The organism is Streptomyces sp. RLB3-17 (assembly GCF_007113425.2).
GTDB lineage: Bacteria > Actinomycetota > Actinomycetes > Streptomycetales > Streptomycetaceae > Streptomyces > Streptomyces mirabilis_D.
Window position 1 is genome coordinate 7,860,600 of sequence record NZ_CP041610.2, and the last position, 14,094, is coordinate 7,874,693.

Genomic DNA, 14,094 nt, shown 5'->3' on the forward strand with positions numbered 1-14,094 from the left:
GCAACCCCCGACTCGCCCCGCCCCGTCACTGGTCCCGCTGCTTCTCCATCACGCCTTCTCCGTCATGCCCAGCATGTTCTCCGCCTCGGCCCGACGCGCCCGCGCGGCCTCCCCGTCCACACCCGCGTACGCGGAAAGCACCGCACGCGCGCGTGCGGCCGCAGCCGCGGGCCGGAGCAGATCGGCCTCCAGCCACCCCGCCGCGAGCTCGGCCCCGGTGCGCGCGTCGAGGGCGTCGTCTCCGAGGGACGCGAAGACGGAGATGGCCCGCGTGTAGTGGGCCAGAGCCTCCTGTGCGTCGTCCGGAACGGCACGGGCGACCAGGTCACCGAACTGCCGATGGGTGTGACCGAGTTCGGCGACAAGGCGATGACGGCGCTCCGCGGCGTCGGAGCCCCCCGGGGCATCGGAGCCCGCCACGGCAGCCGAGGCCTCCACAGCCTCGGCCCCAACGGAGGACGACACCGCCCGAAGCCCCTCCTCGCACTCCCGCACCGCCGCCGCCATCGACTCCCGCGCCCCGTCCAGCCCCGAGTCCGTATGCAACGCGACCCACGCCCGGGCCCGCAGCGACCGGATCAGACCGTGGACGTTGCCGAGGTCACGCCACAGGTCACCGGCGCGCGCGTACGCCTGCTCGGCCTGCGCGGGCAGTTCGGCGTGGCCGAGTGCCTCGGCGGCGAGATGGGCGAGCATCGCGTGGTCACGCTGCTCGGGCCAGTGCCGGGCGACGTCCGCGGCCCGCAACCAGTGCTCGGCCGCCGCACGGTGTTCGCCGAGCTCGGTGAGACAGTCGCCGAGCCACCACCGCGTCTGCACGATCGCACCGTCGCCGTGCATGTCTGTGGTCAGGTCGGGCAGCGCCGACTCCAGGATCTCCGCGGCCTCGGCCCACCGCCCCTGACGGAGCAGGAACCCGCCGAGCTGGTGCCGGGCCCAGGCGCCGAGTGTGGGCCCCTCGCCCGCCTCGTCGGCCCAGTGCGCGGCCTCCAGGGCGTGTTCGGAGGCGGGCCCGAACTGCCCTGCGGCGCCCAGGACCTCGGCGAGCTGCAGGTGCAGCTGCGCGTGGCCCATCGGCTCCAGGCGAGGCCCTCCGTGCTCCAGCGCCGCGCGTGCGGCCCGCTCGGCCTCCGCCGCGTCGCCCAGGTGCCGGGCGATCCCGGCGAGCCGGGACTCGTACTCGACGGCGAACCACGGCAACCCCGCCGCCACGAACGCCGCCGCGGCCTGTCCGAGCAGCTCCGCGGCGGCCTCGGCGTCCCCGGCGCGCGCCGCGAGCTCCCCGAGCATCGCCCGCGCCTCCGCGGCCCGCGAGGCCATCCGCACGTCCGAGAGGTGCGGCTCGGCCAGCGCCAGCAGCTCCCGCACGGCGGCCTCGGCGGCGCCCACGACCTCGTCCGCGGCGGTCCCGGAATCGGCGGTCCCGGAACCGGCCGTCCCGGAAGCCGTCCCCTCGGAAGCCGTCGCCCCCGACTCGCCCTCGTCCGCGTCCTCCTGCACCAACAGCATCAATATCCGCGCCCGCCCCACCAGCACGGACGCCGCCTGGGACACCCCCGTCCCGCCGTCCGTGAGGAGGGCGAGCACCCCCTCGTACAGCTCCGAGACGGTCGCGAGCGCATCCTCGGGCCCGCCGGTCAGGGCGAGGACGTACGCGGCACGGGCGCGGGCCGCGAGCGCCTCGCCGGGGTCGCCCGCCTCGGCGTAGAGCGCGGCCGCCTCATGGAAGAGCTCGATGCCCTCGGGACCGCGTTCCATCGCCGCGTGGTCGGCGATCTCCGCGCGGTCGCGGACGTCCAGTTCCTGGCCCTCGGCGGCCCGTGAGACCGCCGCCCACGCCTCGACGGCGTCCGGGCTCCGGGTCGCGGACAGCCGCCGCGCCTCGGCCAGCAGCGCCGGGAGCGAGGACGGGTCCGAGCCGGCATCCGACTCCACGAAGGCGGCCGACGATCGGGCCGAAGCCGAAGCCGAAGCCGAAGCCGCCGCGGAACCCGAACCCGCAGCGGAACCCGAAGGCGACAAGTGTCGCGCGGACCGGGACCGCACCCCCAGCGGCAAGCGCTCGACCAACGGCCGCTGATCCATCCGCCCACGAGCCCGCTCACTGACGTACGACGTGCCGTTGCGCGCGTCGAAGAGCGCCGCCAGGGAAAGAGCCTCCTCGCGCGCGTGGACAGCGAGCCCGCTCGCGGTCCAGTCCCGGCCCGCCGGTCCCGGCACCGGCTGATCGCCGAGACCGAGCCCGGTCAGGCGGTCCATGAGGAGGGCCGTCACGGCCATGAAGTCGAGCTTGCTGCGCGGGTCCCCGGAGTCGGTGAAGTAGGCGGGCCGCTCCGCGAGCAGCTCCAGCGCGCGCGCCTCGTTGCCGGAGAGCGCGCAGAACTCCACGTGGTCCGCGTACGCGCCGCGCATGCTCTCCATGGGGCGCACCAGCCGGAAGCCCCGCAGGTGATGGGCACGGGCCTCGTCCAGGCGGCCCAGACGCAGCAGGGGGACCAGGGAGGACGCCAGGACGGTGTGCGGCTCGTGGGCGCACGTGTACTCGCCCTCCAGAACCGGGCGCCACAGTTCCAGCGCCTCCTCGTCGGCGTCGCGCTCCGCCCGCCACCACCCCTGGCTGTGGAGTTCGCACGCGTGGCAGTCGGCCATGGTGTCCCGGTCGGCGGCCAGCCAGGCGGTGTACGCCCGCTCGGCGCGCCCCAGGTCGCCCAGGTGCGCGGCGACGCTGAACTCGGCTCCGCGCACGGCCCGTTCGGAGTGCCCGGCCAGCCGGTAGCGGTGCTCCATCTCGCCGAGCCACTTCTCTATGGAGGCGAGCGGGATGTGCGGCTGGTCGAGCATGCCGGCCGACATCCACTTGAAGACCCAGTGCAGGGAGTGGGTCTCGTACTCGTCGAAGTCCTCGGGGTGCTCGTCCCACATGCGCAGCAGACGCGCGAAGGGGACGAACATCTTGTCCTTCTCGGAGCTGTAGTTGTAGACCTTCAGCTGGTGTCCGAGCGCCTCGATCACGGCGAGCGGGATGTTCAGCTTCTCGGCCTCGACGAGCAGTTGCTCCGCGCGCGCGTTGCGTGCCGGACCCTCCGGCTGCTCCTGGTTGTCCGCCATCGCCTGGCGCAGGGTGTCGAAGTCCATGCCCATGGCCTGGCTCATCGGAGGTCGTCCTTCCCGGGCTCGGTGTGGGTGGCCCACTCCAGGAGGCCGATGAACGCGCGGTTGAGGAGCGCGGAGTCGGCGGGCCGCAGCGGGCGCTGCGCCATGAGGAGGGCCTGTCCGTAGAGGGACTCCGTGGCGGTGCCTATCAGCTCCGGGTCGCGCAGTGAACTGATCCTTCGGATCAGCGGGTTGAGGTGGTTGAGGACCAGGCGGGCACGGGGCGCGCTGCCGCGCAGCGAGCCGAGAATGCCCGCCCACAGGTCGTCGGCCTGATCCTCGGCCTCCGCGCGGGCCTGCTCGTGGCGGGCCGCCCGGTCGTCCAGGTGCAGAGCGGGCACGGAGAGCGGGTGGAAGGCGCGCAGCACCACGTCGCAGCCCAGGGGGTCGAGCTTGGCCCGGGCGGCCATCAGGAAGCCCGAGAGGGCCAGTTCCTCGGCCGGGTCGACGGCGTCCAGGTGCGCCGTCACGGTGTCGGCGTCCAGCTCGGAGACGACCGTCCCCGGACGCACCGACGGCAGCGCCTCCACCAGTTCGCTGTCGTACGTGTAGCCGCCGTTGATCACCCCGATGCCCTGCGCGGAGGCGATGGGCGCGACCTGCCGGTACTCCTCCACGGTCCGCGTGAAGTGCACCACCGGGTGACGCAGCGCGAACTCCTCCAGGGACAACCGTCCGTCGGTCGTCTCGAAGGGCAGCCACGGCAGCATCGTGCGCAGCATCTCGTTGTCGTGCCGCGCCAGGGACTTCACGCCCAGGTGGTGCACCGACAGGAAGGCCGCCAGACGCTCCGGGTCGCCCGCCGCGAGCCCCGTCAGCCACGACCGGATGCGCTCGCCCAGGGCCTCGCGTACGGCCGCCAGGGTCTCGTCCTCGTACAGAGACTCGCGCGAGGCGGTGGGCCGCAGGCTGTCCGTGTCCAGGACGCAGCGCACGAAGAACGCCCAGTCGGGCAACAGCTGTTCGGCCCGCTCGGTGAGCAGCATGCCCTTCAGGTGCACCCGGTGGCTCGCGCGCTGGGCCGGGCTGACCGCGGACGGCAGGACGTACGCCACGCCGCGGACTCCGGCGAGCGGCACGTTCAGGTCGATCGTGTCCAGCGGGGTGAAGCCGAACAGGTCGTGGCAGTGACGGGCCAGGGCCACCCTGCGGGTGGCGGGGCTCGGATGGGCGCGGTCCCAGGGTGCGGGAAGCTCCGCGATCGCCTCGTCGCCGACGCGTACGTCGTACGGCAGCAGTGAGCCGAAGTCCCGGGCCAGGGAGCGGACCCGCTCCTCGGTGAGCCATTCGCCGGCTCCGGCGCGCGCCACCAGGTGCACGGTGGTACCCGGTTCGGTACGGGCCTCGTGCGGCAGCGTGCGCACGGTGTACGAGCCGTCGTCGGTCGCCGTCCACTCCACGGGCGCCGCGTCGGGCGTACGCGCGCTGCGGCTGACGACGCGGATGCGTTCGGCGACCACGAAACACGCCAGCAACCCGATGCCGAACTGTCCCAGGAAGTCGGAGCGCGCCGCCTGCAGGCCGTCCTCCCGCTTGGAACTGCGGCCGATCGTGGCGAGGAGGCTGTGCACGTCGGACTCCGTGAGCCCGATGCCGGAGTCCTCCACACGCAGGGTGCCGCCCTCGGCGTACAGGCGCACGGCGGCCGGGGCGTCCGGCTGCTCAGCCCGCCGGGCGGTGATCGCGTCCACGGCGTTCTGCAGCAGTTCGCGCAGGTAGACCTTGGGGCTGGAGTAGAGGTGATGGGAGAGCAGGTCCACCAGACCACGCAGGTCGACCTGGAAGGTGTGAGGTGACTGGGATGCCTGTGATGGCTGTGAGGTCTGGGAGTCCATCGTCGCTGCGCCGAGGGTGGGGGGACGTGCGACGGCGCGGGGTCGGGCGGTCCCGGGGGACGGTGACCGCGAAGAGGGCCGGAGCGCGTCATCCTAGGCCCGGAACGAGCCGTCTGACCAGCGGATTTCCGGGACGTATACGGCAATGTCAGTGGTGTGGTGTGCAATGGATCTCGTGCCCGCGCTCGATGAACCACTGAAGAAGGTGCTCGGTCCCCCCACCGCGAAGGTGATGGCCGAGCACCTCGGCCTGCACACCGTCGGTGACCTGCTGCACCACTACCCGCGCAGATACGAGGAGCGCGGGCAGCTCACCCACCTCGCCGACCTGCCCATGGACGAGCACGTCACGGTGGTCGCCCAGGTCGCCGACGCGCGCCTGCTCACCTTCGCCTCCGCCAAGGCGCCCCGCGGCAAGGGCCAGCGCCTCGAAGTGACCATCACCGACGGCAGCGGCCGCCTCCAGCTGGTCTTCTTCGGCAACGGTGTGCACAAACCCCACAAGGACCTGCTGCCCGGCACCCGCGCGATGTTCTCGGGCAAGGTCTCCGTCTTCAATCACCGCCTCCAGCTGGCCCATCCGGCGTACGAGCCGCTGCGCGCCGACAGCGACGACGCCGCCGAGACCGTCGACTCCTGGGCGGGCGCGCTCATCCCGATCTACCCGGCCACCGCCAAGCTGGAGTCCTGGAAGATCGCCAAGTCCGTGCAGACGGTGCTGCTCAGCGCCCAGGAGGCCGTCGACCCGCTGCCGGACTCCCTCCGGGACGGCCGCGGCCTGGTCTCCCTCCCCGAGGCCCTTCTGAAGATCCACCGCCCGCACACCAAGGCGGACATCCACGACGCCCGCGCCCGTCTCAAGTGGGACGAGGCCTTCGTCCTCCAGGTCGCCCTGGCCCGCCGCCGCCACGCCGACGCCCAACTCCCCGCCGTGGCCCGTCTCCCCAAGCCGGACGGGCTGCTGACCGCCTTCGACGCCAAGCTGCCCTTCACCCTCACCGAGGGCCAGCAGAAGGTCTCCAAGGAGATCTTCGACGACCTCGCCACCGAGCACCCGATGCACCGGCTGCTCCAGGGAGAGGTCGGTTCGGGAAAGGCTCAGCCGCTTGACTCCCTGGTCCTGACGCCTGCGGGCTTCAAGAGAATGGGGGATGTCTCAGTCGGGGACGCTGTTGTCACTCCCGTGGGTGACATCGCCCTGGTCGACGGAGTCTTTCCGCAGGGCGAACGCGATGTCTGGCAGCTCGTCCTGTCCGACGACTCCACGGTGGAGTGCGATGACGAGCATCTGTGGATCGTCGGCACCAGTAGCGCCTGGGACCGAGGTCAGGAGCCGAAGGTGCTCACTGCCCGGGAGATCAGAGCGGACATCCACGAGGCGAACGGCTCGTCGAAGTGGTACCTCCCGGCGGTCACGCCAGTGGATCTCGGCGAGGGAACGACGCCGCCTCTGGATCCCTATCTCTTCGGGCTGCTTCTGGGGGATGGATCCTTCAGGCACAACCTCCGTATGTCGACAAACGACGAGGAGATTCTGGCGGCTGTCCGCTTCGCCTCGCCTCCGGACTGCGAACTGGTGGCGGTGCCCGGCTCGCGCTGTGATTACACCCTCAGGCTTTCGGGGCCAAAGGGGGGCACACGAAGGAATCCGGTGATCAGTGCGCTGCGTGCGCTCGGGCTCTGGGGGGCGGGTTCGCACGACAAATTCCTTCCTCCCGTCTTCAAGAACACCTCGATCAAGGACCGTCTCGCCGTACTGCAGGGGCTGATGGACACGCACGGGACTGTGGACGCCGAGGGCATGAGCGTCTCGTTCCGCTCGGTCTCCAGGCGGCTGGCCGATGACGTGGCCTGGCTCGTCCGGTCGCTCGGGGGACGTGCGCGGGTCCTGCCGAAGCAGGCCGCCTTCAACGTATCGATCGCCTTGCCCGAGGAGTACGGCCCATTTCGGCTCGCCCGGAAGGCGGACCGGATGCGCCCCCGGCCGAAATACACCACTTTCCGACGCGGGATTCGCGCAGTCGAGTACGTGGGGCGCAAGCAGGTCCAGTGCATCAGCGTCGCTCACCCGAGCCACGCCTACGTCACCGACAACTTCACCGTCACTCACAACACCATGGTCGCCCTGCGCGCCATGCTCGCCGTCGTCGACGCGGGCGGGCAGGCCGCGATGCTCGCGCCGACCGAGGTGCTCGCCCAGCAGCACCACCGGTCGATCACCGAGATGATGGGCGAGCTGGCCGAGGGCGGCATGCTCGGCGGGTCCGAGCACTCCACCAAGGTCGTGCTGCTCACCGGTTCCATGGGGGCGGCGGGGCGGCGGCAGGCGCTGCTCGACCTCGTCACCGGTGAGGCCGGGATCGTGATCGGCACCCACGCGCTGATCGAGGACAAGGTGCAGTTCCACGACCTGGGACTGGTCGTGGTGGACGAGCAGCACCGCTTCGGTGTCGAGCAGCGGGACGCCCTGCGCGGCAAGGGCAAGCAGCCGCCGCACCTCCTGGTGATGACCGCCACGCCCATTCCGCGCACGGTCGCGATGACCGTCTTCGGCGACCTGGAGACCTCGGTCCTCGACCAGCTTCCCGCCGGGCGTTTGCCGATCGCCAGCCACGTCGTCCCCGCCGCCGACAAGCCGCACTTCCTCACGCGCGCGTGGGAGCGCGTGCGCGAAGAAGTGGAGAACGGCCATCAGGCGTACGTGGTCTGCCCCCGCATCGGCGACGACATCGACGAACCCGCCGACCCGAAGAAGGCCAAGAAGAAGTCCCCCGAGGACGAGGCCGAGAAGCGCCCGCCCCTCGCCGTCCTCGACATCGCCGAGCAGCTCGCCGGGGGACCTCTCCAAGGACTCAAGGTCGAGGTCCTGCACGGCCGTATGCAGCCCGACGACAAGGACGCCGTGATGCGCCGCTTCGCCGCGGGCGAGACGGACGTCCTGGTCGCCACGACGGTGATCGAGGTCGGGGTGAACGTGCCGAACGCCACGGCCATGGTGATCATGGATGCCGACCGGTTCGGCGTGTCCCAGCTCCACCAGCTGCGGGGCCGTGTCGGTCGTGGCTCCGCCGCCGGACTCTGCCTCCTGGTCACCGAGATGCCGGAGGCGAGCCCGGCCCGCCAGCGGCTGACCGCGGTGGCGTCCACGCTCGACGGTTTCGAGCTCTCCCGCATCGACCTCGAACAGCGCCGTGAGGGCGACGTGCTCGGCCAGGCCCAGTCCGGTGTCCGCTCCTCGCTGCGCATGCTCGCCGTCATCGAGGACGAGGAGATCATCGCCGAGGCCCGCGAGGAGGCCGCCGGGGTCGTCGCCGCCGACCCCGAGCTCACCGCCCTCCCCGGCCTGCGCACGGCCCTGGAGGCCCTTCTCGACGAGGAGCGCGAGCAGTACCTGGACAAGGGCTGAGAGACTGGCCCCGACACACCTCCAGCGCAAAGGACCCTCATGACCCGCGTGATCGCCGGCCGGGCCGGCGGACGCCGTCTGGCCGTCCCGCCGGGCACCGGCACCCGCCCCACCTCCGACCGGGCGCGCGAGGGCCTCTTCTCCACCTGGCAGTCCCTGCTCGGCGGCCCGCTGGAGGGCGAGCGGGTCCTCGACCTGTACGCGGGCTCGGGCGCCGTCGGCCTGGAGGCGCTCAGCCGCGGCGCCGGGCACGCCCTCCTCGTCGAGGCCGACGCCCGCGCGGCCCGGATCATCCGCGAGAACGTGAAAACGCTGGGCCTGCCCGGCGCCGAGGTCAGATCGGGCCAAGCGGAGCAGATCGTCCAGGGATCGGCGCCGACGGATCCGTACGACCTGGTCTTCCTCGACCCCCCGTACGCCGTGTCCGACGACGATCTTCGCGAGATTCTGCTCACACTCCGGACGCAGGGCTGGCTCGCGGCCGAAGCGCTCGTCACCGTGGAGCGCAGCACCAGGGGCGGCGAATTCAGCTGGCCGGACGGTTTCGACGCGATCCGGGCCCGTCGTTACGGCGAGGGGACGTTTTGGTACGGTCGCGCCGCCTCTACGTGCGAAGACGCACGATGACCGGACCGGAGAGCGAGGGACCACAGTTGCGCCGCGCCGTCTGTCCGGGGTCATTCGACCCCATCACCAATGGACACCTCGACATCATCGCCCGCGCTTCCAGGCTCTACGACGTCGTGCACGTCGTGGTGATGATCAATCAGTCGAAGCAGGGCCTGTTCACCGTCGACGAGCGGATCGAGCTGATCCGCGAGGTCACCGCCGAGTACGGAAACATCCAGGTCGAGGCCTACCACGGCCTCCTCGTCGACTTCTGCAAGCAGCGCGACATCCCCGCCATCGTGAAGGGTCTGCGGGCGGTCAGCGACTTCGACTACGAACTGCAGATGGCCCAGATGAACAACGGCCTCTCGGGCGTCGAGACGCTGTTCATCCCGACCAGCCCCACCTACAGCTTCCTGTCCTCCTCGCTCGTGAAGGAGGTCGCCCAGTGGGGCGGCGACATCTCCCACCTGGTGCCGGAGGTCGTCCTGGAGGCACTCAAGGGACGGCTCGGAAAGAGCTGACGGCCTGACAGTGCGTCACCAGGTGTCGGGCGGGGTGGGAGTGGTCGTACAGTCGACCCGTCCGTCTCCATCACAGCTGTAGAGAGTGGCGAGCACACGGTGGACGTGCAGAAGAAGCTCGATGAGATCGTCGCGGCGGTCGGCAGCGCCCGTTCGATGCCCATGTCGGCCTCGTGCGTGGTCAACCGCGCCGAGCTGCTCTCGATGCTCGAAGAGGTGCGCCAGGCGTTGCCCGGCTCCCTCGCGCAGGCCGAGGAGCTGATCGGTGGCCGCGAGCAGATGGTCGAGCAGGCCCGCCAGGAGGCCGAGCGGATCATCGAGTCGGCGCACGCCCAGCGCGGCTCGCTGATCTCCGACACCGAGGTCGCCCGTCGCTCCCAGAACGAGGCGGACCGCATCCTCGCCGAGGCCCGCCAGGAGGCCGAGGAGATCCGTGCGGAGGCCGACGACTACGTCGACTCCAAGCTCGCCAACTTCGAGGTCGTCCTCACCAAGACCCTCGGCTCCGTCGGCCGTGGCCGCGAGAAGCTCCTCGGCACCGGCCCCGGCACCGACGAGCAGGGCTACGAGGACGAGGACGCCCCCGAGCGCAGCCACGACCCGGAGACCCTGCGCCGGGACGCCGACGCGTACGTGGACGTCAAGCTCGGCGCCTTCGAGGCGGTCCTCGCCAAGACCCTGGAGGCCGTCGGCAAGGGGCGCCAGAAGCTGCACGGCCGTATCGCCAGCGACGACCTGGGCGAGCTGGGCACCTTCGCGGAGGACGGGACGCCCGGCCACCACACCAGCGACTCCGACTACCTGGCCGGCCTCGCCGAGCTCTCGGAGACACCCGAGCGGCCCGCGCAGACCCCCGAGGTGCCGGCCCAGCCGAACTACGGACAGCAGCAGGACGCCTACGCGTACCAGCAGCAGCCCGACCCCTACGGCTACCAGCAGCAGTACGCCCAGCAGGACGCGTACGGCTACCAGCAGGCGGACCCGTACGCCGCCTACCCGCAGCAGCAGGGCTACGACCAGCAGGCGGCGTACGACCAGAGCGGGCAGCAGGCCTATCCGCAGCAGCAGCCGGGGGCCCTGAACCCGATGGCGAACGCCTTGGACGAGACCAGCCTCTTCGACACCACCATGATCAGCGCCGAGCAGCTGCGGGCGTACGAACAGGGTCGCTGACCCCGTACGAACGCCGGACGGACGTTGTCCGGGCATCGGCTGGGCACCGGATTGGGCCGAGAGCGAAAGGTCCAGTATCCTGGCTCTTCGGTCGCGTGTACGTCCGCGATTAACGCTGCCCACGGAACTCCAGGGGTGGCATCCCCTTGAGCTTCGAAGATCGAAAGCAGGAATGGCTCTGAACACCCACCTCGACCACCGCAACCCTCTTGTGTTCGACACACACGAGCTGGGGCGGCGTCCTGGTGCACTGCAGCGCTTGACCCGCACGATCGACGCCCCCAAGGATCTCGGGATCCAAGGAGTCATCGGAGTGCCGGAAGGCGCCCCGGTGGAGCTCGAACTCCGCCTTGAGTCGGTCATGGAAGGGGTGCTCGTCACAGGCACCGCCCGTGCACGGGTCAAGGGGGAGTGCGTAAGGTGTCTGGAGCCGCTCGAGCAGCAGCTCGAAGCGGAATTCCAGGAGATGTTCTCGTACCCTGACGCCGACGACCGGGGCCGTGTGAAAGCGGAGCCGGCCGACGACGCCGAGGAAGACGAGGACAGGCTCTTCATCGAGGACGGCCTGTTCGACCTCGAACCCGTGCTGCGGGATGCGGTGGTGCTCGCACTGCCGATGCAGCCGGTGTGCCAGGACGACTGCCCCGGCCTGTGCTCCGAATGCGGAGCCCGGCTCGCGGACGACCCGGACCACCACCACGACGCCGTCGACATCCGTTGGGCGGCACTGCAGGGACTCGCCGGTTCACTTGAAGATGGCGAGAAGGACGAGATGAGCGGCGGCGCGCTTCCATCAGCGCACGCCGACGAGAAGCAGGAGAAGTAGCCGTGGCTGTTCCGAAGCGGAAGATGTCGCGCAGCAACACGCGCCACCGCCGGTCGCAGTGGAAGGCTGCGGTCCCCACCCTGGTTGCGTGCGAGCGCTGCCACGAGCCCAAGCTGCAGCACATCGCGTGCCCTGCTTGTGGCACCTACAACAAGCGCCAGGTCCTCGAGGTCTGAGCGGCTGGTGAGAGGTCTGATGTCTGACGCCAAGGCGGACCCAAACGCCAAGAAAAAGGCGGACAACACAGCCTCGTCCCACACGCTTCTGGAAGGGCGGCTCGGGTACAAGCTCGAGTCCGCCCTTCTGGTGCGTGCGCTGACCCACCGTTCCTACGCGTACGAGAACGGCGGTCTGCCGACCAACGAGCGCCTGGAGTTCCTCGGGGACTCCGTGCTCGGCCTCGTGGTCACGGACACGCTGTACCGCACCCACCCCGACCTGCCCGAAGGCCAGCTGGCCAAGTTGCGGGCCGCGGTGGTCAACTCGCGTGCGCTGGCGGAAGTGGGGCGCGGCCTCGAACTCGGCCTCTTCATCCGGCTCGGCCGGGGCGAGGAAGGCACGGGAGGCCGGGACAAGGCATCCATCCTCGCCGACACCCTTGAAGCGGTGATCGGCGCGGTCTATCTCGACCAGGGTCTGGACGCGGCGGGCGAACTCGTCCACCGGCTCTTCGACCCACTGATCGAGAAGTCCTCGAATCTGGGAGCGGGCCTGGACTGGAAGACCAGTCTCCAGGAACTCACCGCGACCGAGGGGCTCGGCGTTCCCGAGTACCTGGTCTCGGAGACCGGCCCGGATCACGAGAAGACCTTTACTGCTGCCGCCCGCGTCGGAGGCGTCTCGTACGGCACCGGCACCGGCCGCAGCAAGAAGGAAGCGGAGCAGCAGGCCGCGGAGTCCGCGTGGCGTGCCATCCGCGCCGCCGCGGACGAACGCGCGAAGTCGGCCCAGGCCGCCGAGGAAGCGGCTCAGGCCGCCGAGCAGGCAGCCCAGGCCGCCGAGGGGACCACCGACGCCCCCTCGGCTCCGACGAGCGACTCGGCCACGGCCTGATTCCTTCGTAGCACCTTCGAACAGCACCTTCGTAAGCATCAGGCCCCTGTCGCAGCGTCCGCGCCGCGACAGGGGCCTGACGCGTGTGGTGTCCGTGCGTCCTGGGCCCCCGTCCGGGTGACACGAGCACGAGGTAACCTTCGGGCGTCGTTCCCGCGCCCGCCCCTCCGGAGGAGTCCCGTGCCCGAGTTGCCCGAGGTCGAAGTCGTGCGGCGCGGCCTGGCGCGGTGGGTCAGCGGGCGGACCGTGACCTCGGTCGAGGTACGGCACCCGCGCGCCGTACGGCGGCATCTCGCCGGACCCGAGGGGTTCGCGAAGGCGCTCGCGGGCCACCGCGTAGGACCGGCCATGCGCCGCGGCAAGTACCTCTGGCTGCCCCTCGACGACTCCCCGTTCTCCGTCCTCGCGCACCTCGGCATGAGCGGCCAGCTCCTGGTGCAGCCACAGGACGCCCCGGACGAGAAGCACCTGCGCATCCGCATCCGCTTCGACGACACCCGGACGCCCGCCCCCGCCGGGGCGGAGGGCACCGAGCTGCGCTTCGTCGACCAGCGCACCTTCGGCGGGCTCTCCCTCCACGAGAACACCCCGGACGGTCTGCCGGACGTCATCGCGCACATCGCCCGCGACCCGCTGGACCCCCTCTTCGACGACGCGGCCTTCCACACGGCCCTGCGCGCCCGGCGTACGACGATCAAGCGCGCCCTGCTCGACCAGTCGCTGATCAGCGGGGTCGGCAACATCTACGCGGACGAGGCGCTCTGGCGCGCCAAACTGCACTACGAACGCCCCGTGGCCGGCTTCACCCGGCCGCGCACCGCCGAACTCCTCGGACACATCCGCGACGTCATGAACGAGGCCCTCGCCGTCGGCGGCACCAGCTTCGACAGCCTGTACGTCAACGTCAACGGCGAGTCCGGCTACTTCGACCGCTCGCTCGACGCGTACGGCCGCGAGGGCGAGCCCTGCCGCCGGTGCGGGACGCCGATGCGACGGCGTGCCTGGATGAACCGGTCCAGCTACTTCTGCCCGCGCTGCCAGCGTCCGCCGCGCGTCACTCCGTAGCCGCGCGGGTCTCGTCGTAGCGCTCGCGGGCCTCCAGGACATCGTCCATGCGGCCCTCGACGAAGTGGATGAGGGTCAGCAGGCGCGTGGAGACCTCGCGACCGAGCGGGGTGAGGGTGTAGTCGACGCGCGGGGGGTTCGTGGGCTGTGCCTCGCGGTGCACCAGGCCGTCGCGCTCCAGCGCGTGCAGTGTCTGGGAGAGCATCTTCTCGCTGACGCCGTCGACCCTGCGCCGCAGCTCGTTGAAGCGGAACGTGCCCTCGTGCAGCGCTCCGAGCGTGAGTGATCCCCAGCGTCCGGTGACGTGCTCCAGCGTGCCCCGGGACGGGCAGCTGCGTGCGAACACGTTGTACGGCAGATCCTGACACTCACCGCGCTCGGCGGTCTGCACGCTGGGTTCCATGCGCTCACCATACTCCGACACAGCGCTAACCAGCGGGTTGCACTATC

10 protein-coding genes and 1 pseudogene are annotated in these 14,094 nt (G+C 70.8%); 8 read left to right on the forward strand and 3 right to left on the reverse strand.

The genetic code is table 11. The annotated features are described in order from the left end of the window. Positions 1-48: 48 nt before the first annotated feature. Entirely contained in the window at positions 49-3,153 is a 3,105-nt protein-coding gene (locus tag FNV62_RS35585) for a tetratricopeptide repeat protein (RefSeq protein ID WP_225900479.1), read from the reverse strand. Further along, a complete protein-coding gene (locus FNV62_RS35590) occupies positions 3,150-4,988 on the reverse strand; it encodes an HSP90 family protein (protein ID WP_054235389.1) in 1,839 nt (612 codons plus the stop codon). The genes FNV62_RS35585 and FNV62_RS35590 overlap by 4 nt, the downstream gene beginning before the upstream one ends. Before the next feature lie 166 nt (positions 4,989-5,154). On the opposite strand from FNV62_RS35590, the gene FNV62_RS35595 reads away from it, so the two are divergent. From FNV62_RS35595 to mutM, 8 genes and pseudogenes are all read left to right on the forward strand, one after another. Further along, positions 5,155-8,394, forward strand: a complete 3,240-nt coding sequence (locus tag FNV62_RS35595) for a helicase-related protein (RefSeq protein ID WP_143628243.1) — start codon at positions 5,155-5,157, stop codon at positions 8,392-8,394. Positions 8,395-8,430: 36 nt separating this feature from the next. Further along, positions 8,431-9,021: pseudogene (rsmD, locus tag FNV62_RS35600) on the forward strand (16S rRNA (guanine(966)-N(2))-methyltransferase RsmD); the annotation flags it as partial. Continuing rightward, a complete protein-coding gene (gene coaD / locus FNV62_RS35605) occupies positions 9,018-9,527 on the forward strand; it encodes a pantetheine-phosphate adenylyltransferase (protein ID WP_054235386.1) in 510 nt (169 codons plus the stop codon). The pseudogene rsmD and the gene coaD, both read left to right, overlap by 4 nt. A 99-nt stretch (positions 9,528-9,626) precedes the next feature. Further along, a complete protein-coding gene (locus tag FNV62_RS35610) occupies positions 9,627-10,700 on the forward strand; it encodes an ATP synthase F0 subunit B (RefSeq protein WP_143603039.1) in 1,074 nt (357 codons plus the stop codon). A 172-nt stretch (positions 10,701-10,872) separates the two neighbouring features. Next, the gene (locus FNV62_RS35615) at positions 10,873-11,526 is read left to right on the forward strand and encodes a YceD family protein (RefSeq protein WP_054235384.1); all 654 of its coding nucleotides are present in this window, start codon (positions 10,873-10,875) and stop codon (positions 11,524-11,526) included. A gap of 2 nt (positions 11,527-11,528) precedes the next feature. Continuing rightward, entirely contained in the window at positions 11,529-11,702 is a 174-nt protein-coding gene (gene rpmF / locus FNV62_RS35620) for a 50S ribosomal protein L32 (protein WP_006139588.1), read from the forward strand. A gap of 19 nt (positions 11,703-11,721) precedes the next feature. Further along, positions 11,722-12,579, forward strand: a complete 858-nt coding sequence (gene rnc, locus FNV62_RS35625; RefSeq protein ID WP_060895408.1) for a ribonuclease III — start codon at positions 11,722-11,724, stop codon at positions 12,577-12,579. Between the two features lie 180 nt (positions 12,580-12,759). After that, positions 12,760-13,644: a bifunctional DNA-formamidopyrimidine glycosylase/DNA-(apurinic or apyrimidinic site) lyase gene (gene mutM / locus FNV62_RS35630; RefSeq protein WP_075031190.1), complete on the forward strand. Its 885-nt coding sequence runs from the start codon at positions 12,760-12,762 to the stop codon at positions 13,642-13,644. Here mutM and FNV62_RS35635 read toward each other — a convergent pair. Continuing rightward, the gene (locus tag FNV62_RS35635; RefSeq protein ID WP_097286392.1) at positions 13,634-14,047 is read right to left on the reverse strand and encodes a winged helix-turn-helix transcriptional regulator; all 414 of its coding nucleotides are present in this window, start codon (positions 14,045-14,047) and stop codon (positions 13,634-13,636) included. The two genes, mutM and FNV62_RS35635, sit on opposite strands and share 11 nt — an antisense overlap. Positions 14,048-14,094: the final 47 nt, after the last annotated feature.

What these genes read in the sequence shown, in the direction of transcription:
- FNV62_RS35585 (WP_225900479.1), bottom strand. Translation starts at nt 3,153, where the DNA reads ATGAGCCAGGCCATGGGCATGGACTTCGACACCCTGCGCCAGGCGATG.
- FNV62_RS35590 (WP_054235389.1), bottom strand. Translation starts at nt 4,988, where the DNA reads ATGGACTCCCAGACCTCACAGCCATCACAGGCATCCCAGTCACCTCAC.
- FNV62_RS35595 (WP_143628243.1), top strand. Translation starts at nt 5,155, where the DNA reads ATGGATCTCGTGCCCGCGCTCGATGAACCACTGAAGAAGGTGCTCGGT.
- coaD (WP_054235386.1), top strand. Translation starts at nt 9,018, where the DNA reads ATGACCGGACCGGAGAGCGAGGGACCACAGTTGCGCCGCGCCGTCTGT.
- FNV62_RS35615 (WP_054235384.1), top strand. Translation starts at nt 10,873, where the DNA reads ATGGCTCTGAACACCCACCTCGACCACCGCAACCCTCTTGTGTTCGAC.
- rnc (WP_060895408.1), top strand. Translation starts at nt 11,722, where the DNA reads ATGTCTGACGCCAAGGCGGACCCAAACGCCAAGAAAAAGGCGGACAAC.
- FNV62_RS35635 (WP_097286392.1), bottom strand. Translation starts at nt 14,047, where the DNA reads ATGGAACCCAGCGTGCAGACCGCCGAGCGCGGTGAGTGTCAGGATCTG.